General features: G+C 72.7%; 25 protein-coding genes and 1 pseudogene. 8 read left to right on the top strand and 18 right to left on the bottom strand.

The annotated features are described in order from the left end of the window. Positions 1–209 precede the first annotated feature (209 nt). From QA634_RS24775 to QA634_RS24745, 7 genes are all read right to left on the bottom strand, one after another. Entirely contained in the window at positions 210–545 is a 336-nt protein-coding gene (locus QA634_RS24775; protein ID WP_012334643.1) for a hypothetical protein, read from the bottom strand. A 136-nt stretch (positions 546–681) separates the two neighbouring features. Further along, positions 682–1,071 carry a Rap1a/Tai family immunity protein gene (locus QA634_RS24770; protein ID WP_012334642.1) on the bottom strand — a complete coding sequence of 130 codons (390 nt, stop codon included), beginning with the start codon at positions 1,069–1,071 and terminating at the stop codon, positions 682–684. Positions 1,072–1,232: 161 nt separating this feature from the next. Further along, the gene (locus tag QA634_RS24765; protein WP_012334641.1) at positions 1,233–1,958 is read right to left on the bottom strand and encodes a hypothetical protein; all 726 of its coding nucleotides are present in this window, start codon (positions 1,956–1,958) and stop codon (positions 1,233–1,235) included. A 141-nt stretch (positions 1,959–2,099) separates the two neighbouring features. Further along, on the bottom strand, positions 2,100–2,465 hold the full coding sequence (locus QA634_RS24760) for a septal ring lytic transglycosylase RlpA family protein (RefSeq protein WP_012334640.1): 366 nt from the start codon (positions 2,463–2,465) through the stop codon (positions 2,100–2,102). Between the two features lie 201 nt (positions 2,466–2,666). Then, positions 2,667–3,299, bottom strand: coding sequence for a response regulator (locus QA634_RS24755; protein ID WP_012334639.1), 633 nt, complete (start codon positions 3,297–3,299; stop codon positions 2,667–2,669). A 171-nt stretch (positions 3,300–3,470) separates the two neighbouring features. Further along, positions 3,471–4,568, bottom strand: a complete 1,098-nt coding sequence (locus tag QA634_RS24750) for a polyamine ABC transporter substrate-binding protein (RefSeq protein ID WP_012334638.1) — start codon at positions 4,566–4,568, stop codon at positions 3,471–3,473. 1 nt (position 4,569) lies between these two features. Next, positions 4,570–4,917 (bottom strand): RidA family protein, encoded by a 348-nt coding sequence (locus QA634_RS24745; protein WP_012334637.1) that lies wholly within the window; start codon positions 4,915–4,917, stop codon positions 4,570–4,572. A gap of 178 nt (positions 4,918–5,095) precedes the next feature. Between QA634_RS24745 and QA634_RS24740 the strand changes: the two genes are divergently transcribed. The 3 genes from QA634_RS24740 (at position 5,096) to QA634_RS24730 (ending at position 6,438) form a co-directional block, all read left to right on the top strand. Further along, on the top strand, positions 5,096–5,359 hold the full coding sequence (locus tag QA634_RS24740; protein WP_012334636.1) for a GlsB/YeaQ/YmgE family stress response membrane protein: 264 nt from the start codon (positions 5,096–5,098) through the stop codon (positions 5,357–5,359). 116 nt (positions 5,360–5,475) lie between these two features. After that, entirely contained in the window at positions 5,476–5,829 is a 354-nt protein-coding gene (locus QA634_RS24735; protein WP_012334635.1) for a hypothetical protein, read from the top strand. A 75-nt stretch (positions 5,830–5,904) separates the two neighbouring features. Beyond that, entirely contained in the window at positions 5,905–6,438 is a 534-nt protein-coding gene (locus tag QA634_RS24730; protein WP_012334634.1) for an AP2/ERF family transcription factor, read from the top strand. A gap of 101 nt (positions 6,439–6,539) precedes the next feature. Here the strand turns inward: QA634_RS24730 and QA634_RS24725 are convergent, their stop codons facing one another. The 6 genes from QA634_RS24725 to QA634_RS24700 all read right to left on the bottom strand — a co-directional run bounded on the left by QA634_RS24725 (position 6,540) and on the right by QA634_RS24700 (position 13,047). Continuing rightward, a complete protein-coding gene (locus QA634_RS24725) occupies positions 6,540–6,779 on the bottom strand; it encodes a YgaP family membrane protein (protein ID WP_012334633.1) in 240 nt (79 codons plus the stop codon). A 193-nt stretch (positions 6,780–6,972) separates the two neighbouring features. Then, positions 6,973–9,150 carry a polyribonucleotide nucleotidyltransferase gene (gene pnp, locus QA634_RS24720; protein WP_012334632.1) on the bottom strand — a complete coding sequence of 726 codons (2,178 nt, stop codon included), beginning with the start codon at positions 9,148–9,150 and terminating at the stop codon, positions 6,973–6,975. A gap of 310 nt (positions 9,151–9,460) precedes the next feature. Continuing rightward, positions 9,461–9,730, bottom strand: a complete 270-nt coding sequence (gene rpsO, locus QA634_RS24715; RefSeq protein WP_012334631.1) for a 30S ribosomal protein S15 — start codon at positions 9,728–9,730, stop codon at positions 9,461–9,463. A 199-nt stretch (positions 9,731–9,929) separates the two neighbouring features. Beyond that, positions 9,930–11,255 (bottom strand): MFS transporter, encoded by a 1,326-nt coding sequence (locus tag QA634_RS24710; protein WP_012334630.1) that lies wholly within the window; start codon positions 11,253–11,255, stop codon positions 9,930–9,932. Between the two features lie 180 nt (positions 11,256–11,435). Next, on the bottom strand, positions 11,436–12,182 hold the full coding sequence (locus tag QA634_RS24705; RefSeq protein WP_012334629.1) for an SDR family NAD(P)-dependent oxidoreductase: 747 nt from the start codon (positions 12,180–12,182) through the stop codon (positions 11,436–11,438). 4 nt (positions 12,183–12,186) lie between these two features. Then, the gene (locus tag QA634_RS24700; RefSeq protein WP_012334628.1) at positions 12,187–13,047 is read right to left on the bottom strand and encodes a fumarylacetoacetate hydrolase family protein; all 861 of its coding nucleotides are present in this window, start codon (positions 13,045–13,047) and stop codon (positions 12,187–12,189) included. A gap of 170 nt (positions 13,048–13,217) precedes the next feature. On the opposite strand from QA634_RS24700, the gene QA634_RS24695 reads away from it, so the two are divergent. Next, a complete protein-coding gene (locus QA634_RS24695) occupies positions 13,218–14,048 on the top strand; it encodes an IclR family transcriptional regulator (protein ID WP_012334627.1) in 831 nt (276 codons plus the stop codon). Positions 14,049–14,149: 101 nt separating this feature from the next. Here QA634_RS24695 and QA634_RS24690 read toward each other — a convergent pair whose 3' ends face one another. The 4 genes and pseudogenes from QA634_RS24690 to QA634_RS24670 form a co-directional block, all read right to left on the bottom strand. Continuing rightward, positions 14,150–14,959, bottom strand: a complete 810-nt coding sequence (locus QA634_RS24690; RefSeq protein WP_012334626.1) for an exodeoxyribonuclease III — start codon at positions 14,957–14,959, stop codon at positions 14,150–14,152. Between the two features lie 24 nt (positions 14,960–14,983). Further along, positions 14,984–15,925 carry an outer-membrane lipoprotein carrier protein LolA gene (locus QA634_RS24685; protein ID WP_012334625.1) on the bottom strand — a complete coding sequence of 314 codons (942 nt, stop codon included), beginning with the start codon at positions 15,923–15,925 and terminating at the stop codon, positions 14,984–14,986. A 126-nt stretch (positions 15,926–16,051) separates the two neighbouring features. Further along, positions 16,052–17,953, bottom strand: a pseudogene (locus tag QA634_RS24680) (DNA translocase FtsK); the annotation flags it as partial. 1,231 nt (positions 17,954–19,184) lie between these two features. Continuing rightward, positions 19,185–19,772, bottom strand: coding sequence for a hypothetical protein (locus QA634_RS24670; RefSeq protein WP_283026832.1), 588 nt, complete (start codon positions 19,770–19,772; stop codon positions 19,185–19,187). 252 nt (positions 19,773–20,024) lie between these two features. On the opposite strand from QA634_RS24670, the gene QA634_RS24665 reads away from it, so the two are divergent. Both QA634_RS24665 and QA634_RS24660 read left to right on the top strand, forming a co-directional pair. Continuing rightward, on the top strand, positions 20,025–20,861 hold the full coding sequence (locus QA634_RS24665; RefSeq protein ID WP_012334623.1) for an MFS transporter: 837 nt from the start codon (positions 20,025–20,027) through the stop codon (positions 20,859–20,861). A gap of 75 nt (positions 20,862–20,936) precedes the next feature. Next, positions 20,937–22,976: an NAD(+) synthase gene (locus tag QA634_RS24660; protein WP_012334622.1), complete on the top strand. Its 2,040-nt coding sequence runs from the start codon at positions 20,937–20,939 to the stop codon at positions 22,974–22,976. Positions 22,977–23,027: 51 nt separating this feature from the next. Here QA634_RS24660 and QA634_RS24655 read toward each other — a convergent pair whose 3' ends face one another. Beyond that, complete coding sequence (locus tag QA634_RS24655; RefSeq protein ID WP_012334621.1) at positions 23,028–24,839, bottom strand: IlvD/Edd family dehydratase; 1,812 nt, start codon at positions 24,837–24,839, stop codon at positions 23,028–23,030. Positions 24,840–25,031: 192 nt separating this feature from the next. Between QA634_RS24655 and QA634_RS24650 the strand changes: the two genes are divergently transcribed. Both QA634_RS24650 and QA634_RS24645 read left to right on the top strand, forming a co-directional pair. Beyond that, positions 25,032–25,238 carry a hypothetical protein gene (locus tag QA634_RS24650; protein ID WP_012334620.1) on the top strand — a complete coding sequence of 69 codons (207 nt, stop codon included), beginning with the start codon at positions 25,032–25,034 and terminating at the stop codon, positions 25,236–25,238. A 17-nt stretch (positions 25,239–25,255) separates the two neighbouring features. Beyond that, positions 25,256–26,434 carry a pyridoxal phosphate-dependent aminotransferase gene (locus QA634_RS24645; RefSeq protein ID WP_012334619.1) on the top strand — a complete coding sequence of 393 codons (1,179 nt, stop codon included), beginning with the start codon at positions 25,256–25,258 and terminating at the stop codon, positions 26,432–26,434. The last annotated feature ends 16 nt before the right edge of the window (positions 26,435–26,450 follow it).

Below are 26,450 nucleotides of genomic sequence, written 5' to 3'. Positions count from 1 at the left end.
CGGGGGACCGGCATCCGCCCGGCGCATGACCGGTGCCGGTCCCGGGCCGCAGCCCTCACCGGAATCGCACGAGGCAATTCTGGTGAGTCCCTTGCCTGGTGAGTCCCTTGCCTTGTGGGTCTCTTGCCTGGTGGGTCTCTTGCCTGGTGGGTCTCTTGGTCCGCATCCTGTTTCGCCGCCGAGCCGGTGACCGGTTCGGCGCATGGCGCTCAGCGCCGATGCTGGCTCGACAGGCTGCTGTCGTTGCCCGAGACGGTGGTCATCGGCGCCTCGGCGCCGCTGGTGTTGTCGCCGCCGGTCGGCTGACCGCCCCGCGGCGCGCCGGTCTCGTCGAAGTCCCGGCGATTGGCGGAATGGTCCTGGTACTGCTCGGTCTGCACGTTCTTGCTGTCGAGCCCGCGCTCGTGGCTGTGGCGGGACTTGTCGCGGTTGCTCAGCACCATGTTCTCCGGGAGGATCCCCTCCGGCAACTCGGTCATCGCGCCGGTCCCCGAGCCCTTGCCCTGCGTCCCGGGACCCATGTGGTGCTTGTCGGCCTTCGCCATCCTGCTCCTCCGGCTGCCGAGCGGGGCCAAATACCCCATCGGGGTACCTGAGATGAGCAGGCGGGGCGCGGCCGGCAAGCGTCGCGGGCGGAAATATCGCGCTGGAACCTTTCGGCCCCGCGCGCGATGCCGGCGCTCACCCCTTCTTGTCGCAGGGATACGCGTCCCGGAGGGCGAGGAGCGCCAGCACGCCCGCGCTCTCGCGCAGGGCGGGCGGGTGCGCCTTGCCGTAGGCGACCACCGCCCGGATCAGCTGCAGGAGCGTCCCCTCGGGCGGCAGGCAGGCCCCGAGCAGGGGCGGCGCGTCGGCGCGCTCGGCCACCACGGCGAGGTTCTGCACCGCGCTCATGAAGGCGAAGCAGCTCACCGTGTCGGGGTCCTGCCGGTAGTCGAGGGTGTCGCCGCGCTGCTTGGCGGTCCGCAGGAGGCTCTTGCACTGCGTCACGATCTGGTCGCCATTCGCCGCGGACGCGTCCGACGCCGCGAGGCACGCCGCGGTGGCCACGACCAGCATCCATCTCACCATGGGGGATCCCTGACACGAAGCGGTCGCGAGCGACCGCGGGCGCGCAGCCTAGCAAGCGGAGGCGGCGGGGACGCAACCCACGGTGTCGGATCCCACGGCCGCGTTGACGCACCGTGCCGCGCGGGCCGCACCCGGCAGGGGCGCGGCCGAGCGCGGGCGCGTCAGCGGGCTGGGTAGATCACCCGCATGGCGGTCTCCGCCCGCGCGTCGCTCTCGGACCGCATGGCGGTCTCGGTCCGCGCCTCCTCCGGCGCGGTCCACGGTTTCGGGGCGTGGCGGACGAGGCGGGCCATCAGCTTGCGGGCCTCGTCGGCCGGCAGCGCCCCGATCGGGGCCGTGCGGGCGAGCAACTCGCGGCGGGTCTGGTCGTTGACGACCCGCGAGCGGCGCACATCCTCGAACTCGCCCGGGCGGTGCTTGGCGGAGCCCGCCGCGCCCACGAAGACGCGCGGTCCCTCCGGCATGATGACGATGTCGCCGTGGCGCAGGGTCGGGTCGCGCAGGAGGGCGGCCCGGGCCTCGGAGGGATTGGTGATCCGCTCGGCCGGGACCAGGACCTTGAGGGCCCCGGCCTTGTCCTCGGCCGGGGCCTTGGGCAGGGCGGCGTAGCGGGCCCGGTGGCGCAGGGCGGCCCGGGCGTCGGCCCGGTTGCGCCCTGCGAGGCGCCGCCGCAGCCGGGTCGTCGGCTCGGCGAGGGGCTGCGGGATCGCCGCGGGGGCCGTGCTGCGAGCGGCGCCGCCGCCGAACAGGGCCCCGAACAGGCCGCCGAGCCCGTCCCCCTCGGTCGCCCGGCCCGCGCCGGCCGTCGAGATCAGCAGGCATCCCGAAACCAGGGCCAGGAACAGGCCGCGCCGGGGCGCGGCCGAGCGGGAACGATGCGACGGCATGGAGCCTCTCCCCGGGCACTGTCGGAACGGCGAAGGTCTTGTGTCCTCCAACCTCGACTGTGCCCGAACAGTTCCGCTGCCGTCCGGAAAACTTGACGTTGTCTGATCGATCCCGCCGGGGGACAGTGCGGCGCCGGCGCCTCAGAGGCGGCTGAGCTGGACCTTGCTGACGCCGCTGATGCCGATCGCCCGCGCGGAGGCCTGCGACAGGTCGATGACGCGGCCGCCCACGTAGGGCCCGCGGTCGTTGATCCGCACCACGACCGAGCGGCCGTTGCTGGTGTTGGTGACCCGCACCCGGCTGCCGAAGGGCAGGCTGCGGTGGGCGGCCGTGAGCGCGTGGGTGTTGAAGCGCTCGCCGTTGGCGGTGCGCCGGCCCTGGAACCCGGGCCCGTACCACGAGGCACCCCCGGTCTGAGCCAGGGCAGGCGTGCTGGCTTGGAGCGTCGCGCTACCGCCGACGGACGCGGCAAGACAGATCAGCGCCAGCTTGGCCTTCGAAAACATTTCACATTCCCGTTTTGATATGCTGAGGCGGCGCAACATAGGGCTGATCTGGGCAAGAATGTGACTGCCGAAGTGAGAAGTATTAACGGAGATTTATTAGTACCCGAACGGCCCGCGTTGCAGTGCAACATCTTGGGTTGACTGATTTTCCCGAGAGCCCGGCGGCCTGCGCCGGGCGGCCCCGGGCCGGCCCCGGGCGCCTCAGGGGGCGCGGTCGGCGGCCTGGAGCGCGATCCGCAGGAGGTCGGCGAGGCTGCGCGCGCCGAGCTTGTGGCGCATCTGCGAGCAGGCATTGGCCACGGTCTTGTAGCTGAGCGCGAGTTCGGCCGCGATCGCCCCGTGCGAGCGCCCGGCGCCGAGCAGGGCCAGGATCTGGCGCTCCCGCGCGGTGAGGCCCGCCAGGGGCTCGGGCCTCGGGCGGGCGCGCAGCAGCGCCACCTCGGCGGCGAGCGAGGGGTCGAGGTAGGGCTCGCCGGCGCGCACGCGCTCGAAGGCCTGGTGCAGCTCGGCCGAGGCCGTGTCCTTGAGGACGTAGCCCAGCGCCCCGCTGTCGAGGGCGCGGGCGACGATCACCGGGTCGTCGTGCATGGTGAAGACGAGGATCCGGGTCCCGGGCGCCACGGCCCGGATGCGCCGGATGAGGTCGAGCCCCTTGAGGGCGGCGCCGTGGAAGGTGAGGTCGGCCACGACGACGTCCGGCCGGTGGCGGTGGAAGCTGCGGTAGCCCGCCCGGATGCAGGTCGCCTCGTGGACCGCCTCGACGCCGGCATCCTCGAGGACGCGGCGGCAGCCCTGGAGCACGATGGGGTGGTCGTCGACGACGAGGACGTTCACGCTCCGCCTCCTGCCGGTCCGCCCCTCGCGGGGCGATCGACCCTAGGGCACCGGCGCGGGCCGCGGAAGCCGGAGCCGCCGCGACCCGGTCCGGTCGGTGTTCCGGCCCGGCACTCGACTCACTTGCCGGACTGACTTGCCGGACTGACTTGCCGGATTCAGTTGCCGGATTCACTTGCCGGTGCGCACCCGCGTCCACAGCCGGGTGACGACCCGCTGGGTGCGGTCGTCGTAGGCGGTGTTGGTGAACAGGCGCCTGAAGGTCGCCTCGTCCGGGTAGACGCCCGGGTTCGACAGGATCTCGGGCTTCACCAGCGCCTTGGCGGCGAGGTTGCCGCTCGCGTAGGACACGAAATTGGTGTTGGCCGCCGCCACCTCGGGCCGGAGCATGAAGTCGATGAAGGCGTGCGCCTCGGCCGGATGGGCGGCGTCCTTCGGGATCGCGAAGGAATCGAACCACATCAGCGCCCCCTGCTGCGGGATGTAGTAGGCGATGTCGACGTCGTTCTTCGCCTCCTGGGCGCGCCTGCGGGCCTGCAGCACGTCGCCCGAATAGCCGACCGAGAGGCACACGTCGCCGTTGGCGAGTTGGTTGATGTACTCGGAGGAGTGGAACTTCTGCACCGCCCCGCGGATGCGGAAGAGCGCCTCGCCGGCCTGGTTCAGGTCGTCGACGCGCTTCGAGTCGGGCTTGAGGCCGAGCGCCGCCAGCACGTTGGGAAAGATGTCCTCGGGGGCGTCCAGCATGGTGACGCCGCAATCCTTGAGCTTGGCGATCAGTTCGGGCCGCAGGACGATGTCCCAGGTGTTGAGGGGCTGGTTCGGGCCGAGCCGCTCGCGCACCAGCGCGGTGTTCACGCCGATGCCGGTCGTGCCCCACATGTAGTCGACCGCGTAGGCGTTGCCCGGGTCGTAGACGGCGAGCCGCGCCATCACCTCGGGCCACGCGTTCTTCAGGTTCGGCAGCTTGGCCTTGTCGAGGGGCTGGAACGCCCCGGCCCGGATCAGGCGCTGCAGGAAGGGCCCGGACGGCACCACGACGTCGTAGCCCGACTTGCCGGCGAGCAGCTTCGTCTCGAGGATCTCGTTCGTGTCGTAGGTGTCGTAGACCACCTTGATGCCGGTCTCGCGCGTGAAGGCGTCGAGCATCTTGTGGTCGATATAGTCCGACCAGTTGTAGATGTTGACGACCCGCTCCCCGGCGGCAGCGGCGGGCCAGGCGAGGGCGAGGCAGGCGGCCAACAGGCCGCCGAGGAGGGGGCGCGCCATCTCAGGCTCCCGCCGCGGCGATGACGGCGATCTCGACGCGGTATTGCGGCCCGGCGAGCTTCGCCTCGACGGTGGCCCGGGCCGGCGCCTGGCCGGCCGGGACCCAGGCGTCCCAGACCCGGTTCATGTCCGCGAAGGCGCCGATGTCGGCGAGGTAGATCGTGGCCGAGAGGATCCGCTCCTTGGCGGAGCCGGCCTGCGCCAGCAGCGCCTCGATCTGGGCGAGGATCGCGCGGGTCTGGGCGGCGACGTCGTCGCCCTCGGCCACTTGGCCGGCGAGGTAGACCGTGCCGTTATGCACGACCGCCTGGCTCATGCGCGCGCCGGTCTCGATCCGTTGGATGGTCATGCTGGCTTCCTGGGTGAGTGCCGAATTCGCCGCCGGGGCGGCGCTGCGCCTTGTGCCGCCCCGCGCGGCACCGCGTAAAGACCCGCGGGGCGCGCGGACAAGCTTACGGCCACGCAACCCCGGGGCGTTCCGCGCGTTGCTCGGGTAGTTTCAAGCGAGGCCGAAAGGCGCACCCTCCATGTCGATCCTCTGGACCATCATCATCGGCTTCGTCGCCGGCGTCATCGCGAAGTTCATCATGCCCGGCCCGAACGAGCCGAGCGGGTTCATCCTCACGACGATCCTGGGCATCGTGGGGGCCTTCGTGGCCACCTTTCTGGGGCAGGCCGTAGGCTGGTACGGGCCGAACCAGGGTGCCGGCCTGATCGCCTCGGTGGTCGGCGCCGTGATCGTGCTGGGGATCTGGGGCATGATCCAGAGCCGGCGCACCACGACCTACTGAGCCGCAGGCGGGCCCGGGCGGGAGGTCGCAGCCCTCCCGCCCGGCGCACGTCCCGGCTTGATGGCGCCGGCCCGGAAACGGTAGACTTCCGGCTGACCCGCGAAGGATGCCGGCCGTTGCGGCGCAGCCCCCTGATCCTCAACCTCGTCTTCCTGATCGGGGCGCTCGCCGCGTCCCTCGACGGGTGGTCGGGCCTGCCGGTCGGCGCGCCTCCCGGGCACGCCGCCGTGGCGCAGCGCTCGCACGGGGGCGGGACGCCCTGGGCCCTGCTCAGCGCGATCCTGGCCGACGACGACGAGCGGGGCCTGCCCGGATCGCATGGCTCCGGTGCCGCGGACCTTGCGCTCCCCGCCCAGATCCTTCCGCCCCACGCCTGCGCCTGGGCGCGGCTTCCGGTCCGCCGGGACCCGCCGCATCGGCCGATCCTCCTCTCCGCTGCCTCGCCCCGCGGGCCGCCGCGGGTTTCGTGACCGCTCCCCACGCGAACGAAACCCCCTTGGCGGGCCTCCGCTCGATCGCGGACGGCCTGCGCGGAGCCCATCCCGATGTCCCTGTTCCATTCCTCCGCCGAGGCGCTGCCGCGGCGCGCCCGGCCCGTGTCCGATTCGACGCCCAGCCCGGCCGCCCGCATCTCCCGCGGCACCGACGCCGCCGGCCGCATTGGCTGGCTCGCCACCTCCGACCGCGCGGGCCGCGCGGTCACCCGCCACTTCGCGGACGAGACCTTCGGCGGCGAGGCGGCCGCGCGGGCGGAGGCCGAGCGCTTCGTCGCCGCTCCGGCCGCGACCGACCGCGAGGGTCTCGCCCTGATGCGGCGCCTGCGGCCGCGGCGGAATTGCCGCTCCGGCCTGCCCGGCGTGTCGCGCTTCGTCCGCAAGGCGAGCGGCACCGCCTTCTGGGTCGCCTACTGGGACGATGCGCAGGGCCGAAAGATCCAGCGCAAGTTCTCCGTCTCGGTCCACGGAGAGGAGGAGGCCCGCCGCCTCGCCATCGACGCGCGCCTCGCCGCGGTGCGCGACCACATCGACCGGTCGGTGGCCCTGCAGGTCGGGGGCGTCGCGCTCTCGCCGCATGCCTGACGCCCCATGCCTGACGCGCGAAGGGCGTCCCCTCCCGGGGGCGCCCTTCGTCCCACGCCGTGACCCCGGGACCGCTCGGCCCCGGAAAGCCCCGAGGAAGGTCAGGCGTGCTCGATGCGGTCCGGCGCCTGCTCCAGGAGCGCCTTGGCGGCGCAGTGGCCGGTGGCGCCGCGGATCGCCAGCATGGCGCCGCCGACCAGCACCGCGAGGCTCAGCCACTTGTTCGGGCGCGGCTGCGCCGCGGCCGCGGCGAGGCCGAGGCCGAGCACGACGGAGATCGCGCGCTCCTTCGTGCTGAGGTTGACGTCGCCGTGGAAGACGTCCGTGATCGCGTTCGACATGATGCGCTGGTTCCTCGCGTCCGTACTGTCGGGGGGTCGACAGGCGAACGCGGGAGAAGCGGCGCCGTTCCGTGCCCGCAGCCGCGCGCCCGCGGCGGCGCGCGAGGGGAGAGCCGTCATGAAAAAAGCGCGGCCCCTCGCGGGGCCGCGCCGGTCGGATCGGGCGCCCCGCGGGGCGCCCGCTTACGCGAGCCTACTCGCCCGCGCTCTGGCGCGCCTGCCGCTCGCGGTTGCGGTCGGCCTCGCGCTCGGCCTTCAGCTTCTCGGTCAGATCCTCGCCGGTCTGCTGGTCGACGACCTTCATCGACAGGCGGATCTTGCCGCGCTCGTCCTGGCCGAGGAACTTCACCTTGACCTTGTCGCCCTCCTTCACCACGTCGGTGACCTTGGCGACGCGCTGGGGCGCGAGTTCCGAGATGTGGACGAGGCCGTCCTTGGCGCCGAAGAAGTTGACGAAGGCGCCGAACTCCATCGTCTTCACCACCGTGCCGTCGTAGATCATGCCCGCCTCCGGCTCCGCCACGATCGAGCGGATCCAGTTGTAGGCCGCCTTGATGGCCTTGCCGTCGGACGAGGCGATCTTGACCACCCCGGTGTCCTGGATGTCGATCTTGGCGCCGGTCTTCTCCACGATCTCGCGGATGACCTTGCCGCCCGTGCCGATGACCTCGCGGATCTTGTCGGTCGGGATCTGCATGGTCTCGATCCGGGGCGCGTGCTCGCCGAGCTCCGGACGCGCGGCGGTCAGCGCCTTGGCCATCTCGCCGAGGATGTGGGCGCGGCCCTCCTTCGCCTGGTCGAGGGCGACCCGCATGATCTCCTCGGTGATGCCGGCGATCTTGATGTCCATCTGGAGGGAGGTGACGCCCTCCTCCGTGCCGGCCACCTTGAAGTCCATGTCGCCGAGGTGGTCCTCGTCGCCCAGGATGTCGGACAGCACCGCGTAGCGCTCGCCCTCCAGGATCAGCCCCATGGCGATGCCCGCCACCGGGCGGCGCAGCGGCACGCCCGCATCCATCAGCGCCAGCGACGAGCCGCAGACCGTCGCCATCGAGGAGGAGCCGTTCGACTCGGTGATCTCCGACACGACGCGCAGCGTGTAGGGGAACTCGTGCGCCGGCGGCAGGAGCGGGTGGACGGCGCGCCAGGCGAGCTTGCCGTGGCCGATCTCGCGCCGGCCCGGCGAGCCCATGCGGCCGGTCTCGCCCACCGAATAGGGCGGGAAGTTGTAGTGGAGGAGGAACGTCTCCTTGTAGGTGCCTTCGAGCGCGTCGATGAACTGCTCGTCGTCGCCGGTGCCGAGCGTCGCCACCACCAGGGCCTGGGTCTCGCCGCGGGTGAACAGCGCCGAGCCGTGGGCGCGCGGCAGCACGCCGACCTCCGACAGGATCGGGCGCACGGTGCGCACGTCGCGGCCGTCGATGCGGGAGCCGGTGTCGAGGATGTTCCAGCGCACGACCTTGGCCTGGACCTCCTTGAAGGCGGCCTTGACCTTCTCGGGCTCGAACTTCGCCTCGCCGCCCTCGGGGACGAGCGCCGCCATCACCTTCGCCTTGACGGCATCGACGGCGGCGTAGCGCTCCTGCTTGACGGTCTTCCGATAGGCCTCGCGCAGGTCGGCCTCGCCGATCTCGAGCACCGCCTTCTCGACCTCGGTGAGGTCGGTCGGCTGGAAGTCGCGCGGCTCCTTGGCGGCCTTCTCGGCGAGGCGGATGATCGCCTCGATCACCGGCTGGAAGTGCTTGTGGCCGAACATCACGGCCCCGAGCATCACGTCCTCGGGCAGTTCCTTGGCCTCGGACTCGACCATCAGCACGGCGGCGTCGGTGCCGGCCACGACCAGGTCGAGGCTCGACTCCTCCATCTCCTGGACGGTCGGGTTGAGCTTGTACTGGCCGCCCAGGTAGCCGACGCGCGCGGCGCCGATCGGGCCCATGAAGGGCACGCCCGAGAGGGTCAGCGCCGCGGAGGCGGCCACCATCGAGACGATGTCGGGATCGTTCTCGAGGTCGTGCGACAGCACCGTGACCACGACCTGGGTGTCGTTGCGCCAGCCCTCGACGAAGAGGGGGCGGATCGGGCGGTCGATCAGGCGGGAGACCAGCGTCTCCTTCTCGGAGGGCCGGCCCTCGCGCTTGAAGTAGCCGCCCGGGATGCGACCCGCCGCGTAGGCGCGCTCCTGGTAGTTCACCGTGAGCGGCAGGAAGTCGATGCCGGGCTTGGGCTCCTTCATCGACACGACGGTGGCGAGCACGGTGGTCTCACCGTAGCTCGCGACCACGGCCCCGTCGGCCTGGCGGGCGACCTTGCCCGTCTCCAGGACCAGCTTGCGTCCACCCCAGAGCAGTTCTTCGCGTTGTGTATCGAACATGTCGTCATGCCTTCATGCGGTCGTCCGGGGCGGGGCGGCGCCAGTGCAAGACGGCGAGAGGCTCTGCGGGGCCTGTCGACCCCGGGCGGGGTCGCTGCCGACCCCGGCGCGCCGGCGGCGGCCGGCAGAGCCCCTGGCGATCCTGCCCTGGCGATCACGCCTCAGGATCCCGGAGGGCGAGCGGCCGGACCCATTCCGGCCCACTCAGGGCGCGCCGCCGGCCTCGGAGGCCGGGGCGGCCGCGCTCGGCGGGTCCGCGGACCCCCAAGCGAAAACGCGGCCCGGGGATCCGGGCCGCGTCGCGAGCGCCTCAGCGGCGGATGCCGAGGCGCTCGATCAGGGTGCGGTAGCGCCCCTCGTCCTTGCGCTTCAGGTAGTCGAGGAGCGACCGGCGCTGCGAGACCAGCTTGAGCAGGCCGCGGCGCGAGTGGTTGTCCTTGGTGTGGGTCTTGAAGTGCCCGGTCAGGTTGGCGATCCGCTCGGTGAGGATCGCGACCTGCACTTCGGGCGAGCCGGTGTCGGTCCCGCCGCGGGCGTAATCCTTGATGAGCGCGGTCTTGCGCTCTGCCGTGATCGACATCGCGTGTCCTTCTGGTCAGGGTTCAGGATGGGCGCGGCCCTCGACAGCCGCTCCCGCTTCGGATTCGGCCGGGCCGGGATGTCGTCCAGCGCGGTCGTCCAAAGCCGAAAGCCCCGCCATACACTGGCGGGGGCTTCCTCCTATACACGATCCGGGGCGCCGCGCCACTCTCCCGTCGCGTGCGGCACGCGCGGTTTCGTCACGGCGCGGCCGGCCGCAGCCGCAGCGCGAAGCAGAGCAAAGCCGCGATCACCGGTCCGGCCGCCAACGTGAGGAGTGCGGGCGTGAAGCTCTGGGTGGCGTCCCTGATCCAGCCGACCAGGTAGGGGCCGGCGAAGCCCCCGACCTGCGCGAAGCCGTTGATCATCGCGAGGCCCCCCGCCGCCGCCGCCCCGGTGAGGAACTGCGTCGGCAGGGTCCAGAACACGCCGAGCACGGCCCAGACCCCGAAGGCCGCGACGCAGAGCAGCAGCAGGCCCGCCAGCGGGCTCGGGGCGAGCGCGCTCAGGCCCAGGAAGACGCCGCCGCACAGGGCCGCGAGGGCGGTGTGGAGCCTGCGCTCGCCGGTGCGGTCGGAACTGCGCGCGACCACGACGAGGCCGACCGCCGCGACCGCGAAGGGCAGGGCCGTGACGAGCCCGGTCTGGAAATCGGACAGGCCGCCGATGCTGCGCACGATCTGGGGCAGCCACAGCACCACCCCGTACACCGCGACCGCGTTGAACAGGTAGATCAGCGTCAGGACCCAGACCCGCGGGTCGCGGAAGATCGCCGCGAATTCGTGCGAGCCCGTCCGCGCCACGTCCCGGTTCTCGCGCGCGAGGGTGGCGATCAGCCACGCGCGCTCCTCCGCGTCGAGCCAGCGCCCGTCCTGCGGGCGGTCGACGAGGTAGAGGTAGGTGACGATCCCGAGCAGGATCGCGGGCGCGCCCTCGAGGATGAACAGCCACTGCCAGGCCGCGAGCCCGAACCAGGTCGGGTTGGCGGAGAGGATCCAGCCCGAGAGCGGCGCGCCGATCACGCTGGAGAGCACGGTCGCCGTCATGAACCCGGCCGTCGCCTTGGCCCGGTCGCGGGCCGGGAACCAGTAGGTGAGGTAGAGCAGCACGCCCGGCACGAAGCCCGCCTCGGCCAGGCCGAGCAGGAACCGCATCAGGTAGAAGCTCGTCTCGCCCTGGATCGCCGCCATCCCGCAGGAGACGAGCCCCCAGCTCACCATGATCCGGGCGATCCAGCGCCGCGGCCCGACCCGGTGCATGATCATGTTGCTCGGGATCTCGAAGGCGATGTAGCCGAGGAAGAAGATGCCGGCGCCGAGCCCGTAGACCGTGGACGAGAAGCCGAGATCCCGGTTCATGTGGAGCGCCGCGAAGCCGACGTTCACCCGGTCGAGATAGTTGATGATGAAGAGGACGAAGCAGTAGAGGACGATGCGCGTGCGCAGCTTGCCGAGCACGCGCTGGCGGATCGGGTCGTCCGCGCCGGCATCGCCGGCGCCCGCCAGGCTGAGATGGGCCGCACTCATGGGCCGCACTCATGGGGCGCTCCTGAACGGATCCGGCCGGGCCCGGCCCTCCGCCGGACGCGCGGCCGGCCGCGCGCGCCGCTCGGAGCGCGGCGCGGGCGGGCGGAACCGGGAGGGCGCGGGGCACCGCGCCCCGCACCCTGCGATGTCGTGGGATGGCCGGCGGGTCGCGGCGCCGGATCAGTAGGTGGCGCGGCCGCCCGAGACGTCGAAGACGCCGCCGGTCGAGAAGGAGGCCTCCTCGCTCGCCAGCCAGCAGATCAGCGCGGCCACCTCCTCGATCGTGCCGAAGCGGCCGATCGGGATCTTCGAGAGCATGAAGTCGATGTGCTCCTGCGTCATCTGGTCGAAGATGGCGGTGCGCACCGCCGCCGGGGTGACGCAGTTCACCCGGATGTCGGTCCTGGCGAGCTCCTTGCCGAGCGACTTCGTCAGGCCGATCACCGCCGCCTTGGAGGCGCTGTAGGCCGAGGCGTTCGGGTTGCCCTCCTTGCCGGCGATCGAGGCGACGTTGACGATCCGGCCGTAGCCCGTCCGCTCCAGCACCGGCACCGCGGCCCGGTTGCAGTAGAACAGGCCGTGGACGTTCACGTCGAAGACCCGCCGCCACGCCTCGACGGGGTAGTCGCGCACCGGGCCGTTGGGGCCGGTGATGCCCGCGCTGCAGACCAGCACGTCGAGCCCGCCCAGGGCCGCCACGCTCGCCTGCATGGCGGCCTCGACGCGGGCCGGGTCCGCGATGTCGAGGGCCTGCACGTCGGCGGCCCCGGCCTCGGTCCGGGCGCGCCCGAGGGCCTCCGCGTTCACGTCCCACAGGCTGACCGCCGCGCCCTCGGCGGCGAGCCGCGCGGCGACGCAGAGCCCGATGCCGGAGGCGCCGCCGGTGACGATGGCGCGCCGGCCCTGGAATCGATCGGACGGCGTCATCGCCTCAGCCCTCCTGCCGGCGCCACGCCACCACGTCCTGGCGCTGGGTCCCGAGCTTCTCGATGCCGAGCGTCATCACGTCGCCGGGCTTCAGGAAGACCGGCTCCGGCTTGATGCCCATGCCGACGCCCGGGGGCGTGCCGGTGGTGATGATGTCGCCCGGCATCAGCGTGAGGAAGCGGCTGACGTAGGAGACGATCTCCGCGCAGGGGAAGATCATCGTCCGGGTGTTGCCGGTCTGCATGCGCCGGCCGTTGAGATCGAGCCACATGTCGAGGCTCTGCGGGTCGCCGACCTCGTCCGCGGTGACGAGCCAGGGCCCGACCGGCCCGAACGTGTCGCAGCCCTTGCCCTTGTCCCAGGTACCGCCGCGCTCGATCTGGTACTCGCGCTCGCTGACGTCGTTCACCACGCAGTAGCCGGCGACGTAGTCGAGCGCCTCCGCCTGCTCGACGTAGGCGGCGCGGCGACCGATCACGATCCCGAGCTCGACCTCCCAGTCGCTCTTCACCGAGTCGCGCGGCAGCATCACCGGGTCGTTGGGACCGGAGAGCGAGCTGATCGCCTTGGTGAACACCACCGGCTCCTTGGGGATCGGCAGGTTCGATTCGGCCGCGTGGTCCGCGTAGTTCAGGCCGATGGCGATGAACTTGCCGACCCCGGCGAGCGGCACGCCGAGCCGCGGCGAGCCCTCGACGCGGGGCAGGCCGGCCGGGTCGAGCTTGGCGAGCGCCGCGAGGCCGGCGGGCGAGAGCGTGTCGGGACCGATCTCGGCGACGTGTCCCGACAGGTCGCGCAGGCGGCCCTCCGCATCGAGGAGGCCGGGCTTCTCCTGGCCCGCGGGGCCGTAACGCAAGAGCTTCATGGCGCGGTGATCCTGGCTGGTGGCGCGGGAGCCCGCCCGGCGCCAGGAGGGGCTGGCGGAACCCGCCGGCCTGCGACATCACGGTCGCGATCTCCTCCCGATGCCCGATGGCGGGCGGTACAAAATCCCATATATTGGGATTCAGTTTCTTTATGTGGGATCATACGCGGATGACCGGGAAGGCGTCAACGCCGGGCCGCGGGCCGGCGCCGGGAAGTCAGACGCTGCTTCGCGGCCTCGACGTCCTGGAGGCGGTGGCGGCGGGGGCCACGGATCTGGCGGCCCTGTCGGCGGCGCTCGGCACGACCCGCAGCACCACCCATCGCCTCGCCGCGAGCCTGGTCGAGCGGCGCTACCTCAATTTCGTGCCGCGCGAGGGCTACAGCCTCGGGCCGAAGCTGCTGGAGCTCGGGTTCCGGGCGCAGCAATCGGTGGCGCTGACGCGGGTGGCGCGGCCCCATCTCGAGCGGCTCTCCGCCATCTGCGAGGACACGATCCATCTCGGCGTGCTCGACGGCAGCTTCGCGCTCTACCTCGACAAGATCCCCGGGCGGCGGCGGATCGAGATCAGTTCGCGGGTGGGCGAGCGCCAGCCGGTCTGGTCGACGGGGCTCGGCAAGGCGCTGATCCTCGACCTCGACGAGGCGGGCTGGCGCGGCTTCTTCGCGGTGGGGGAGGCGCGCGGGGCGCGGCGCGACCGCGACCTCGCGGCCTGGCTCGCCCGCATGCGCGCCTACGCGGCGGACGGGATCGCCTTCGACGAGGAGGAGAACGAGCCGGAGGTGCGCTGCGTCGCCGCCCCGATCCGCGCGGCGAGCGGGGCGATCGTGGCGGCGCTGAGCGTGTCGAGCACGATGCAGTACCTCGACGACGCGCGGGTGCCGCCGCTCGCCGCCGCCGTGCGGGAGGCGGCGGACGCGATCAGCCGGGCGCTGGGCTGGGACGGCGGGCGGCCGCGGACGGGAGGACTGGACCGCGCGTCTTCTACGAAATCCGACTGATTGCTTCGCCATCTCCCATTTCGGCAAGGCGGATGTTGTCTTCGCTCAGGCGCCGCGCGGGCTCGTGATCCGGGATCCGCTGCGATCAAGCGGCTCCCGGATCACAGGTCGAGTTCCACGGTCACCGGCACGTGGTCGGACGGCCGCTCCCAGGCGCGCGCGTGCCGCGCCACCGTCACGGCCTTCACGCTGCCGGCCAGATCGGCCGTCACCCAGATGTGGTCGAGGCGCCGTCCCTTGTCGGCGGCGGCCCAGTCCGGGGAGCGGTAGCTCCACCACGTGTAGATCTTCTCCGGCTCCGGCCGCAGATGGCGCATCGTGTCGACCCATCCGGCCTCGCCCCGCAGCGTCTCCAGCCGCTCGGTCTCCACCGGCGTGTGGCTCACCACGTCGAGCAGCTGCCGGTGCGACCAGACGTCGTGTTCGAGGGGCGCCACGTTGAGGTCCCCGACCAGGATCGCCGGGCCGGTCGGGCGCTTCCCGCCCCAGGCCCGCAGCTCGTCCATGAAGGCGAGCTTGTGGGCGAACTTGTCGTTGAGCGCGGCGTCCGGCACGTCGCCGCCGGCCGGGACGTAGAAGTCGTGCAGCACGATCCCCGCCGCCTCGCCCGCCTCCGGCCCCAGCACCGCCGAGATGTGGCGCGCGTCCGGCCGGTCGCAGAAGCTCATCACCTCCTGCGACAGGAGCGGCAGCCGCGACAGGATCGCGACGCCGTTGTAGCCCTTCTGCCCGGCGAACACGACGTGCGGGTAGCCGAAGCCCTGCAGCTCCTTCAGCGGGAAGCGGTCGTTCGGGCACTTCGTTTCCTGCAGGCACAGCACGTCGGGCCGCGCCTCGTCCAGGAAGCGCCGCACGAGGTCGATGCGCAGGCGCACCGAATTGATGTTCCAGGTCGAGACGGTGAGGCGCACCGGATCAGCTCTTCGGGTGGGGGCTCAGCGCTGCTGCGTCTGCCGCATGCGCTGCTCCAGCTCCTTGTCCTCGGGCCGGCCGTAATTGATCACGAACATCATGCCGTCGATCGGCCGGCCGCGCTGCAGGTTCGAGAGCAGCACGGTGGTCTGGTAGCCCTGCGGGTCGGTGATCCGCCACTGGCTCAGGCTCTTCATCGCCTCGTCGAACACGAGGACGATGCGGGAGGTGCCGCCCAGCGTCGAGCGGTCCTCCAGGCTGATGCGCACGCCGCCGGGCTCCGTCGAGACATCCGTGACCGAGAGGTCGCGGGCGAGGTCGATCCTGTCCCGCAGCAGGAATTTCAGCGGCGTCTGCGAGATGAAGTAGAGGTCCTGGGTCGCGAGCTTGCGGTCGCGCACCGCCACCGAGGTGCCGTCCGCCACCACTTCGAGCGGCGAGGGCTGGTCGTAGTCGAAGCGCAGGCGGCCGGGCTTGGCGAGGTAGAGCTTGCCGCCGATCTTGCGGCCGTCCGCCGCGATCTGCACGAAGTTGCCGGTCAGCGTCGAGACGCTGTTGAAGTAGCCGTTGGCCCGCTCGACCACCGCGGCGGGGTTGCTGAGGTCGACGGCGGCCGGCGTGGTCACGGCGGCGACCTGCTGCGGCGGCGCGGCCGGGGCCGGCGCGGCCGCGGGGACCGCCACCGTCTCGCCGCCCTCCACGGGCGCCTTCGCGCCCCCGAGCGCCGTGGGGCGCCGCGGCGGCAGCGGCGCGCGCGACAGCGTCGGTGCGCCGCCCGCGGCACCCGGCGCGCCGCTCGGAGCGGCCTGGGCCGGATCGGGCTGCGCCTGCGGGCCCTGGTCACGCTTGGTCCCGAACAGGCTGTCGAGGAAGGACGTCACCTGCGCCTGGGCAGGCGCCGCGCCGGCGAGGCAGAGGAGCGCCGCGAGGAGGGCGAGCGGGCCGGAGCGGGGGCGGCCGGTCATCGGCAGGTGTCTCCCTGAGGGCGGGGGCGGCGCGCAGGCCGGTGGGGCGGCGCGGCCGAGGCCCCGCCGTTAGAGACGGACCCTGTGGCGAATATGGGACGCCGGGCCGCCGTTGCGGGTGGCGCCTCATGCCTCCTCCGCCTGAGCCTGGGCCTCGACCAGGATCTCGCGCTTGCCGGCGTGGTTGGCGGGGCCGACGATGCCCTCCTTCTCCATCCGCTCCATCAGCGAGGCCGCCCGGTTGTAGCCGATCTGCAGCCGACGCTGGATGTAGCTCGTCGACGCCTTCTTGTCCCGCAGCACCACCGCCACCGCCTGCTCGTAGAGGTCGGCCGCCGGATCGGCGAAGCTGCCCTGGTCGAACACTGCGGTCTCGGCCGCGGCGGCCTCGGCCGCCTCCTCCTCGTCCGCCGTGACGGCGTCGAGGTAGGCGGGGCGGCCCTGGCGCTTGAGGTGGGCGACCACCGCCTCGACCTCGTCGTCCGACACGAACGGGCCGTGCACCCGCGTCGTGCGCCCGCCCCCGGCCATGAACAGCATGTCGCCCTGGCCCAGCAGCTGCTCGGCCCCCATCTCGCCCAGGATCGTGCGCGAGTCGATCTTGCTCGTCACCTGGAAGCTGATCCGGGTCGGGAAGTTCGCCTTGATCGTCCCCGTGATCACGTCCACCGACGGGCGCTGCGTGGCCATGATCAGGTGGATCCCCGCCGCCCGCGCCATCTGCGCCAGCCGCTGGATCGCCCCCTCGATGTCCTTGCCGGCCACCATCATCAGGTCGGCCATCTCGTCCACGATCACCACGATGTAGGGAAGCGCCCCGAGGTCCATCACCTCGTCCTCGTACACCGCCTCCCCGGTCTCCCGGTCGAAGCCGGTCTGCACCGTCCGGGTGATCACCTCGCCCCGCTCGCGCGCCTCCGCCACCCGCGCGTTGAACCCGTCGATGTTGCGCACGCCCAGGCGCGCCATCTTCTTGTAGCGCTCCTCCATCTCGCGCACCGCCCATTTCAGGGCGATCACCGCCTTCTTGGGGTCGGTCACCACGGGCGAGAGCAGGTGGGGGATGCCGTCGTAGACGGAGAGTTCGAGCATCTTGGGATCGACCATGATCAGGCGGCACTCCTCGGGCTTCATGCGGTAGAGGAGGGAGAGGATCATGGTGTTGATGGCCACCGACTTGCCCGAGCCGGTGGTGCCGGCGACGAGCAGGTGGGGCATGCGGGCGAGGTCGGCGATGATCGCCTCGCCGCCGATGTTCTTGCCCAGGCAGAGGGCGAGCTTCTGCTTGGTCTCGGCGAAGGCGGGGCTGCTGAGGATCTCGCGCAGGTAGACGGTCTCGCGCTTGGCGTTGGGGAGCTCGATGCCGATGGCGTTGCGGCCCTGGACGACGGCGACGCGGGCGGAGATCGCCGACATCGAGCGGGCGATGTCGTCGGCGAGCGAGATCACCCGCGACGACTTGGTGCCCGGCGCCGGCTCCATCTCGTAGAGGGTGACGACGGGGCCGGGTCGCACGGCCAGGATCTCGCCGCGCACCCCGAAATCGTGGATCACCTGCTGCAACTGCACGGCGTTGGCCTGGAGCACGTCCGCGTCGAGGCTGCTCCCGTCGGAGGCCCGCGCCTCGGCCAGGAGCGCCAGGGACGGGAACTCGTAGGGCGCGTCCGGCTCGGCCGCGACGAGCCGCTTGGGCGGCGGCGGCAGCGGTACCAGGGCCAGGATGTCGTCCTCGTCCTCCGGATCCTCCGCGTCGAGGCCGAGATCCGAATCCAGGCCCTCGTTGCCGATCACCACGCTCGGCGCCTCGGCCGCGCACGGGCGTCCGGGCACGATCGGCTCCACCGGGCCGGCGGGGACGAGGGTGAGGGCGAGGGGCGCGAGGGGCGGCGCCTCCTCGGGCGCGGCCGCGACCGCGGCCGCCGGGTCGAACGCCGAGGCCGCCGGGGCGGGCGCCTCGGCCGCGGTCGCGGCCTCGGGCGTCGCTGCCTGGCTCTCGGCAGGGGGAGGGCGACGGGCTCCGCGACCGCGGCAATCTGCGGCGCGGGCAGGATCTCGGCCGCGGCCGGCTCCTCCGCGGCCGGGAGGGCCGGGACGATCGCGGGCGCCGGGACCGGCACGAGTGCGGCCGGCGCCGGAATCTCCGCCGCGGGCGCGGCCGGGGCCGGCGCGACGGCGGCCGGGACCGGCTCCGTCGGGGCTGGATCGGCGAGGTCCGGGGCGATCCCGGCGGCCGGCGCGGCCCCGGCCGGCTCCGGCGCGGGCGCCGCCAGAGGCTCCGCGACGGCGGCACTCGTCGCCTCGGGAGAGGCTTCGGTCGCCGCGAGGTCGGCGGCGTCCGGCTCCGGGCGGTTGTCCTGCACCTCCGCCACCCCGAGGGGCATGGACCAGTCGTGGCGCAGCAGCCCGTCCAGGGAATAGAGCGGCCGCCGCGGCAGCGCGCGCAGGTAGGAGATGTCGAGGGGGAACGTGATTCGCCCGAGCGGTTCCGGGGCCGCCCCTTCGGCCTGGATCGACTCCTCGGCCTGGATCGACTCCTCGGGCGGGGCCTGCTCCTCGGGCGGGGCTTGCTCCTCGGCCCGCGCGGGCTCGTGAGCGGGGGCGGTCTCCTCCTGCGCCGCCGTGACCGGAGCCGGCTCCTCGGCGGGCGCCCCGGTCGGGACGGCCGGCGGCGCGACGCAAGCCGGATCGGTCGCCGCGAGGGCGGCCGCCTCGGGCTCGGCGGGAGACTCGGGGGCGGGCCGCGCCTCCTCGGGCGCGGTCGCGGCTTCCGGTGCGGCCTCCGCCGGCGCGGCGGGCTCGGCGGCCAGCTCGTCCGGCGCGGAATCGCACGGCGCCGATTCGTCCGGCGTTAAGGCGGGCGGCGACGGGGGCGGGGTCTCGTCGGGGGCGTGGCGCAGCAGGTGGTCCGGCGTCCGGGTGAACTTCACCCCGGGCGGCAGGACGTAGGGCTGGCGCCAGCGCGGGACCGGCGGCACCGACGCGGCCTCGGCGGCGAGGCGCTCCGCCTCGGCGGCGGCCTCCGCGGCGGCGCGCGCCGCCTCGCGCGCGGCCGCGTCGCGCTCCTCGGCGGCGAGGCGCTCGGCCTCGCGCGCCCGCGCCTCCTCCTCGCGCTTGCGGCGGCGCGCCTGCAGCACGTGGTCGGGCGTGCGGGTGAAGCGCAGGACCGGCGCCTCGGCGGGCTGCTCGGATTGCGGGGCCGGGCTCGCGGGCCGCGCCTCCTCGCCGCGCCGCGCGGCCTCGGCCTGTCGGCGCACCCGCGTCAGCACGGTCCGGGCCGGACCGGCGGGCGGGATCGCGAGCCAGGCATCCTCCATGTCGGGGCCCGGCCCGGCGTGCCGCGGCAGGTCGACAGGCCGCGGCGGGGGAGCCGGCGGGGGCGGCGCGGCCATGACGGGGGCGCCGGTGCCGGGACGAAGGCGGCCGGCGCGGGGAGATGGTCGAGGGGCGCCGCAGGACGCGGCGGGGGCGGGACCTCGGCGACCTCCTGCCGCGGCGCGACGGCGGGCGGGGTCGCGACCGGCGGCGCCTCGGCCGGCGCGGGCGGCGCCGCGCGCACGAGGTCGGGCGACCACGAGGGCGGCGCTTGGCGCGGGGCGGGCTCCGTCATCCAGCTCGGCGTCGCGCGCGGGCTCAGCGCCGCGGGTTTGGGCGGCGGCGGCAGGGCGAGGCGCTGCGGCGCCGCCGGCACCAGGAGGCGCCGGGCGATCAGCGCCCTCAGGCGGATCAGGGTCTCGGCGACCGCCGCGAGCGAGAACCCGCGGCGGGCAACCGGAGCGGGCGCGCCGCGCATCGACTGCAGCGGGCGAGCGGATGGTTCGAGGTAGGGGGGCCGTCCCGAAGATCTCATGATGCTGGCTGGTTGGAGGCGGGCCGCGCCGCCCGCGGCCGCTGCTCTCCACCAGTTAGGCGGGGTATCGTTAACACCCGATTAGGCAGCCGGGCGGGACCTGTCCCGCGCCGCCTCCCACCATGACGCAGGGCGGGATCGCCGGTCCGGTCGTCCGACCCGTGCGCCGGTCCACGTTCATGATATGTTATTGACGTTAGGGAAGATGAACGACTCGCGTGGCCGCGGGATCGCAGCGGGAAGGACGCATCGATGCGCGCCGTGGCCGTGCTGTGGGGAGCGTTCTTCCTCATCAATTTCAACGCCGCGATCACCGCCGCCTCGGTCGCCCTGATGAGCGCCATGTCGCTCGGCGTGCGGCTCGCCGGCGCCGTGGCCTGGCAGCTGCCCCTCGTTCCGGCCGCGCTCCTCGCGAGCGGCTTCTGTCTCGCGGCGACGCGTCTTCCTTCGACGCCGCGCGAGGGGCGCGCCGCGAGCCGGGTCACGCTCGCGACCTACCGCGAACGCGTCCTGTCCCTCGCGAGCGGCACGGGCCCGCTGCTCATGGCCTATGTCGCACGCAGCGCAGGCACCTTCGCGTTCATCGGCCTCTATCCGACCTGGATCCTCCGAGACGGCCTGCCGGACCGGGGGCCGGCGGTGATCGGGGCGATGCTGTTCGTGGGCGAGGTCGGAGGCTTCGCGGGCGCGATGGTCTCCGGCTGGGTCGCCAAGCGCGTCGCGAGGCCGCTCGGCCTCTGCACCGGCGTCGTTCTCGCGACCGCGCTCATCGTCGCCTCCGTCCCCTTCGGCCAGGGCAATCTGCCCTTCCAGACGCTGGCCTACGCGGCCTACGCGTTCGGCCGGGACATGATCACGGCGCTGCTGCTCCAGGGGGCGATGGCCGTCGTGCCGGCGGCGGAGCGCGGCAGCCTCGGCGCGATCCTGAACGCCACCTTTCAGCTCGGCGGCGCGGTCGGCGCGCTCGCCGGCGCCGCCCTCTACGCCGCCGATCCCGGTTTCCTGGCCAACGCGGCCGCCTCCGCCGCCCTGTTCGTCGGGATGGGCGGCCTGCTCCGGCGCGCCGATGCGCGTCGTCCCGCGGCCTGATCACGGGAGACGCTGGCACCGCGCCCGGTCTCGCCGCATTAACGAAGCGTCGTCATCGCCGGAGGTTCATCCTCGATGTTCCGCTCCCTCTACCAGCACGGCTTCGTCCGGGTCGCGGCCTGCGTCGGGCAGAGCCACATCGCGGAGCCCGCCGCCAACGCGGACGAGATCCTGGCGCTGGCGCGGCGCTGCCACGACCAGGGCGTCGCGCTGGCGGTGTTTCCGGAACTCTGCCTCTCCGCCTACGCGATCGAGGACCTGCTCCTGCAGGACACCCTGCTCGACGCGGTCGAGGCGGCCCTCGCCGACCTCGCGGCGCGGACCCGGGACCTGCTGCCGCTCCTCGTGGTCGGCGCCCCGCTGCGACACCGCAACCGGGTCTACAATGCGGCGGTGTTCGTGCATCGCGGGCGCGTGCTCGGGGTGGTGCCGAAGAGCTACCTGCCGAACTACCGGGAATTCTACGAGAAGCGCCACTTCGCCCCCGGCGCCGGGATCGCCGGGGCGGCGATCCGGCTCGGCGGCGAGGAGGTGCCGTTCGGCACCGACCTGCTGTTCGGCGCGGAGGATCTGCCGGGCCTCGTCATCGGCGTCGACGTCTGCGAGGACATGTGGATCCCGGTCCCGCCCGGGGCGCTGGCGGCGCTCGCGGGGGCGAGCGTGCTCGTGAACCTGTCCGGGAGCCCGATCACCATCGGGCGGGCCGAGAGCCGCAAGCTCCTGTGCCAGTCGGCCTCCGCCCGCTGCCTCGCGGCCTACGTCTACGCGGCGGCCGGCCCGGGCGAATCGACCACCGACCTCGCCTGGGACGGCCAGACCGTGATCTACGAGGACGGCACGCTGATCGCCGAGGGCGAGCGCTTCCCGGCCGGCCCCCTCGTCACCCTGGCCGACATCGACCTCGACCGCCTGCGCCAGGAGCGGGCGCAGATGGGCAGCTTCGACGACAATGCCCGCGCGGTGCTGGGCGAGCGGCCCTGGCGGCGCGTCCCCTTCACGGTCTCGCCGCCCTCGGCGGATCTCGGCCTCGCCCGCACGGTCGAGCGCTTCCCCTTCGTGCCGGCCGATCCCGCCCGCCTCGCGCAGGATTGCTACGAGGGCTACAACATCCAGGTCGCGGGCCTCGCCCAGCGCCTGCGCGCCATCCGCACCGAGAAGGTGGTGATCGGCATCTCCGGCGGCCTCGATTCGACCCACGCCCTCATCGTGGCCGCCAAGGCCTTCGACCGGCTTGGTCTTCCGCGCACCAACATCCTGACCTACACGATGCCGGGCTTCGCCACCTCGGCGGAGACGAAGGGCAATGCCCATCGGCTGATGGCGGCCCTCGGCACGGCGGCGGTCGAGCTCGACATCCGCCCGGCGGCCCGCCAGATGCTCGCCGACATGGGCCACCCGTTCGGGCGCGGCGAGCCGGTCTACGACGTGACCTTCGAGAACGTGCAGGCGGGCCTGCGCACCGACTTCCTGTTCCGCCTCGCCAACCAGAACGACGCGATCGTGGTCGGCACCGGGGACCTGTCGGAGCTGGCCCTCGGCTGGTGCACCTACGGCGTCGGCGACCAGATGTCCCATTACGGGGTCAATGCCGGGGTGCCCAAGACCCTGATCCAGCACCTGATCCGCTGGGTGGTCGCCTCCGGCCAGTTCGACGCGGAGGTGAACCGCACCCTGGAGGCGATCCTCGCCACCGAGATCTCGCCCGAACTCGTGCCCGTGAAGGAGGGCGAGAAGCTCCAGAGCACCGAGGCCAAGATCGGCCCCTACGCGCTGCAGGATTTCACCCTGTTCTACACGCTGCGCTACGGGTTCCGGCCCTCCAAGATCGCCTTCCTGGCGGCCCGCGCCTGGGAGGACCCCGCGCGCGGCCCCTGGCCGCCCGGCTTCCCCGAGGCGAGCCGGGGCGCCTACGCCCTGCCGGAGATCCGCGCCTGGATGAAGGTGTTCCTGCAGCGCTTCTTCGGCTTCAGCCAGTTCAAGCGCTCGGCCCTGCCGAACGGCCCGAAGGTGGCGGCGGGCGGCTCCCTCTCGCCCCGCGGCGATTGGCGCGCGCCCTCGGACGGCAACGCGCGCGCCTGGCTGGAGGAGCTGGAGCGGAACGTCCCCGAGGCGTAGGGCGCGGTCTCCCGCGAGGGGCGCGGCCCCTCGCGGCCTCTGCACCGCGGATCAGTGGTTGTCCCGCGGCGGCCCCATGGTCTGGGCGACCTTCTGGAACGCGTCCGACCCGCGCAGGATCATGCCCTCGGAGAGCTGCTCGACCATCGCCCGCTGGATCGCCTGCCAGGGCGTCTGGCTCGCCGGGAACGGGTAGCCGCCCCGCGCCGCCAGGTCCTCGCGCCGCCGCGCCAGCTCCTCGTCGGGCAGCAGGATGTCCGCCCGCCGCGTGTTGAGGTCGATGCGGACGCGGTCGCCGTTCTGCAGCAGCGCCAGCCCGCCGCCCGCCGCCGCTTCCGGGGAGGCGTTGAGGATCGAGGGCGTGCCCGAGGTGCCCGACTGGCGCCCGTCGCCGATGCAGGGCAGCGAGAGCACGCCGCGCCGGATCAGCGCCCCCGGCGGCTGCATGTTCACCACCTCGGCCGCGCCCGGATAGCCGATCGGGCCCGCCCCGCGCATGATCAGCACCGTGTTCTCGTCGATGTCGAGGGCGGGGTCGTCGATCCGGTGGTGGTAATCCTCGGGCCCGTCGAACACCACGACCCGGCCCTCGAACGCGTAGGGATCCCCCGGGTTCGACAGGTAGCGGTCGTAGAACTCGCGGCTGATCACGCTCGTCTTCATGATCGCCGAGTCGAACAGCGTGCCCTTGAGGTTGAGGAAGCCGGCCCGCTCGCGCAGGGGCTCGGAATAGGGCTTGATCACCTCGCGGTCCCAGGTCCTGGCCTCGCGGCAATTCTCCCCGACGGTGCGGCCGTTGCAGGTGAGCGCGTCCGCGTGGATCTTGCCGGCCTCGATCAGCTCGGCCAGCACCGCCGGCAGGCCGCCCGCACGATAATATTCCTCGCCCAGATAGGCCCCGGCCGGCTGCATGTTGACGAGCAGCGGGATGTCGTAGCCGACGCGCTCCCAGTCGTCGCAGCTCAGCGGCACGCCGATCAGCTTGGCGATGGCGTTGATGTGGATGGGCGCATTGGTCGAGCCGCCGATGGCGGTGTTGGCCACGATGGCGTTCTCGAAGGCCTCGCGGGTGAGGATGTCGGAGGGCTTCAGGTCCTCCCAGACCATCTCGACGATGCGCTGGCCGGTGGCGTAGGCGGCCTGGCCGCGCTCGCGATAGGGGGCGGGAATCGCCGCCGAGCCGGGCAGCGCCATGCCGAGCGCCTCCGCCAGGGCGTTCATGGTCGAGGCGGTGCCCATCGTGTTGCAATGGCCCGTGGAGGGCGCCGAGGAGGCCACGATGTCGAGGAATTGCTGGTAGTCGATGTCGCCCGCCGCGTGGCGCTCGCGGGCCTTCCAGACGACGGTGCCCGAGCCCGTGCGCTCGCCGCGGCTCCAGCCGTTCAGCATCGGCCCGACATTGAGCGAGATCGCCGGGATGTTCACCGTGGCGGCCGCCATCAGGCAGGCCGGCATGGTCTTGTCGCAGCCGGTGAGCAGCACGACGCCGTCGAGCGGGTAGCCGTACAGCACCTCGACCAGCGACAGGTAGGCGAGGTTGCGATCGAGGGCGGCGGTCGGGCGCTTGCCGGTCTCCTGGATCGGGTGGCAGGGGAACTCGAAGGCGACGCCGCCCGCCGCCGTGATGCCGTCGCGCACGCGTTTGGCGAGTTCCATGTGATGGCGGTTGCAGGGCGAGAGGTCGGATCCGGTCTGCGCGATGCCGATCAGGGGCTTGCCCGCCTGCAGCTCGGCCAGGGTGAGGCCGTAGTTCAGGTAGCGCTCCAGGTACAGCGCGGTCATGCCGGGATTGTCGGGATTGTCGAACCACAGCCGCGACCGCAGACGGCTCGGATCGATCCGGGGGCGGGGCGTGGGGGCCATCGGGCGTTCCTCCATTCACGATTGGCGGCGGACATTGGACCCGGCCGGTGCGGGAAGGCAACAGAGTCGGGCCGCGTGGCGCGCGGGCCGCGCGCGTCGTCGCAGGACGAAAGAATCCTCGGGCCGGGTGTCCCCACCGCCGCACGAGGGTGCTATGACGCCGGCGCAACGTCGACCCGTGGGACCGGATTCATGACCGAGAAGAGCACCAACCCGTTGATTCCGATCGGCATCGTGGTGTCGCTGCCGGTGCTGGCCTGCCTGCTGATCATGCTCACCGACGAGGGCGTCAACCGCTCGCTCCTGTGGGCGGCGGTCAAGGTCGGGATCCTGCTCATCGTGCTCGGCGGCGCCCTGTCCTACGGCGCGAGCCGGCTGGCCGCCAAGAGCGAGCGCTGACGGGCGCGACGGCCGCGATGCCGACCCCGGTTCCGGCCTTCGCGCGCATCGGCGAGGAGAACGCCTTCGCGGTGCTGGCCAGGGCCACGGCCCTGGCGCAGGCCGGGCGGGACGTGATCAATCTCGGTATCGGCCAGCCCGACATGCCGACCCCGCCCCACGTGGTCGAGGCGGCGATCAAGGCCCTGCGCGACGGCCATCACGGCTACACGCCCGCGACCGGCATCCTGCCCCTGCGCGAGGCCGTGGCGCGCGACCTCCATCGCCGGCTCGAGGTCGAGGTCTCGCCCGACAGCGTCATGATCGTGCCGGGCGGCAAGGTCACGATGTTCGCCGCGATCCTGATGTTCGGCGAGCCGGGGGCCGAGATCCTCTATCCGGATCCGGGTTTCCCGATCTACCGCTCGATGATCGAGTTCACCGGCGCGACCCCGGTGCCGATCCCGATCCGCGAGGCGAACGGCTTCGCCTTCTCGGCCGAGGAGACGCTGGCGCTGATCTCGCCGCGCACCCGGCTGCTGATCGTGAACTCGCCGGCCAACCCGACCGGCGGCGTGACTCCGAAGGCGGAGATCGACCGCCTGGTGGCGGGGCTCGCGGCGCATCCCGACGTGGCGGTGCTCTCGGACGAGATCTACGGCACCATGACCTACGACGGCGCGCGGCACCACACGCTGCTCGCCTATCCGGAGATTCGCGACCGGCTGATCTACCTCGACGGCGCGTCCAAGACCTACGCGATGACGGGCTGGCGGCTCGGCTGGTCGGTCTGGCCCGCGCCCCTCTACGAGGCGGCGCGCAAGCTCGCGGTGAATTCCTTCTCCTGCGTGAACGCGGCGACGCAATGGGCCGGCATCGCGGCCCTGGACGGGCCGCAGGACGCGGTGGCCGCCATGATGGCGGAGTTCGACCGGCGCCGCCTCCTGGTGGTCGAGGGGCTGAACCGCCTGCCGGGGGTCTCCTGCATCACCCCGAAGGGCGCCTTCTACGCCTTCCCGAACATCGCGCGGACCGGCTGGAAGGCCAAGGCCCTGGCCTCGGCGCTGCTGGAGGAGGCCGGGATCGCCGCGATCGGCGGCCCGGATTTCGGGGTCCACGGCGAGGGCTACCTCCGGCTGTCCTACGCCAACTCGGCGGAGAACATCGCCCGCGCCCTGGAGCGGATGGGCGGGTTCCTGGCGGCGAATCGGCGCTGACCGTCCCGACCAGGAC

The sequence above is a fragment of the Methylobacterium sp. CB376 genome (assembly GCF_029714205.1).
Lineage (GTDB): Bacteria > Pseudomonadota > Alphaproteobacteria > Rhizobiales > Beijerinckiaceae > Methylobacterium.
This window is presented reverse-complemented; position numbering and strand designations above follow the sequence as displayed.

Coding starts and splice junctions, on each gene's coding strand:
- QA634_RS24775 (WP_012334643.1), bottom strand. CDS start 545: ATGGCGAAGGCCGACAAGCACCACATGGGTCCCGGGACGCAGGGCAAG.
- QA634_RS24770 (WP_012334642.1), bottom strand. CDS start 1,071: ATGGTGAGATGGATGCTGGTCGTGGCCACCGCGGCGTGCCTCGCGGCG.
- QA634_RS24765 (WP_012334641.1), bottom strand. CDS start 1,958: ATGCCGTCGCATCGTTCCCGCTCGGCCGCGCCCCGGCGCGGCCTGTTC.
- QA634_RS24760 (WP_012334640.1), bottom strand. CDS start 2,465: ATGTTTTCGAAGGCCAAGCTGGCGCTGATCTGTCTTGCCGCGTCCGTC.
- QA634_RS24750 (WP_012334638.1), bottom strand. CDS start 4,568: ATGGCGCGCCCCCTCCTCGGCGGCCTGTTGGCCGCCTGCCTCGCCCTC.
- QA634_RS24745 (WP_012334637.1), bottom strand. CDS start 4,917: ATGACCATCCAACGGATCGAGACCGGCGCGCGCATGAGCCAGGCGGTC.
- QA634_RS24740 (WP_012334636.1), top strand. CDS start 5,096: ATGTCGATCCTCTGGACCATCATCATCGGCTTCGTCGCCGGCGTCATC.
- QA634_RS24730 (WP_012334634.1), top strand. CDS start 5,905: ATGTCCCTGTTCCATTCCTCCGCCGAGGCGCTGCCGCGGCGCGCCCGG.
- QA634_RS24725 (WP_012334633.1), bottom strand. CDS start 6,779: ATGTCGAACGCGATCACGGACGTCTTCCACGGCGACGTCAACCTCAGC.
- pnp (WP_012334632.1), bottom strand. CDS start 9,150: ATGTTCGATACACAACGCGAAGAACTGCTCTGGGGTGGACGCAAGCTG.
- rpsO (WP_012334631.1), bottom strand. CDS start 9,730: ATGTCGATCACGGCAGAGCGCAAGACCGCGCTCATCAAGGATTACGCC.
- QA634_RS24710 (WP_012334630.1), bottom strand. CDS start 11,255: ATGAGTGCGGCCCATCTCAGCCTGGCGGGCGCCGGCGATGCCGGCGCG.
- QA634_RS24705 (WP_012334629.1), bottom strand. CDS start 12,182: ATGACGCCGTCCGATCGATTCCAGGGCCGGCGCGCCATCGTCACCGGC.
- QA634_RS24700 (WP_012334628.1), bottom strand. CDS start 13,047: ATGAAGCTCTTGCGTTACGGCCCCGCGGGCCAGGAGAAGCCCGGCCTC.
- QA634_RS24695 (WP_012334627.1), top strand. CDS start 13,218: ATGACCGGGAAGGCGTCAACGCCGGGCCGCGGGCCGGCGCCGGGAAGT.
- QA634_RS24685 (WP_012334625.1), bottom strand. CDS start 15,925: ATGACCGGCCGCCCCCGCTCCGGCCCGCTCGCCCTCCTCGCGGCGCTC.
- QA634_RS24670 (WP_283026832.1), bottom strand. CDS start 19,772: ATGAGATCTTCGGGACGGCCCCCCTACCTCGAACCATCCGCTCGCCCG.
- QA634_RS24665 (WP_012334623.1), top strand. CDS start 20,025: ATGCGCGCCGTGGCCGTGCTGTGGGGAGCGTTCTTCCTCATCAATTTC.
- QA634_RS24660 (WP_012334622.1), top strand. CDS start 20,937: ATGTTCCGCTCCCTCTACCAGCACGGCTTCGTCCGGGTCGCGGCCTGC.
- QA634_RS24655 (WP_012334621.1), bottom strand. CDS start 24,839: ATGGCCCCCACGCCCCGCCCCCGGATCGATCCGAGCCGTCTGCGGTCG.
- QA634_RS24650 (WP_012334620.1), top strand. CDS start 25,032: ATGACCGAGAAGAGCACCAACCCGTTGATTCCGATCGGCATCGTGGTG.
- QA634_RS24645 (WP_012334619.1), top strand. CDS start 25,256: ATGCCGACCCCGGTTCCGGCCTTCGCGCGCATCGGCGAGGAGAACGCC.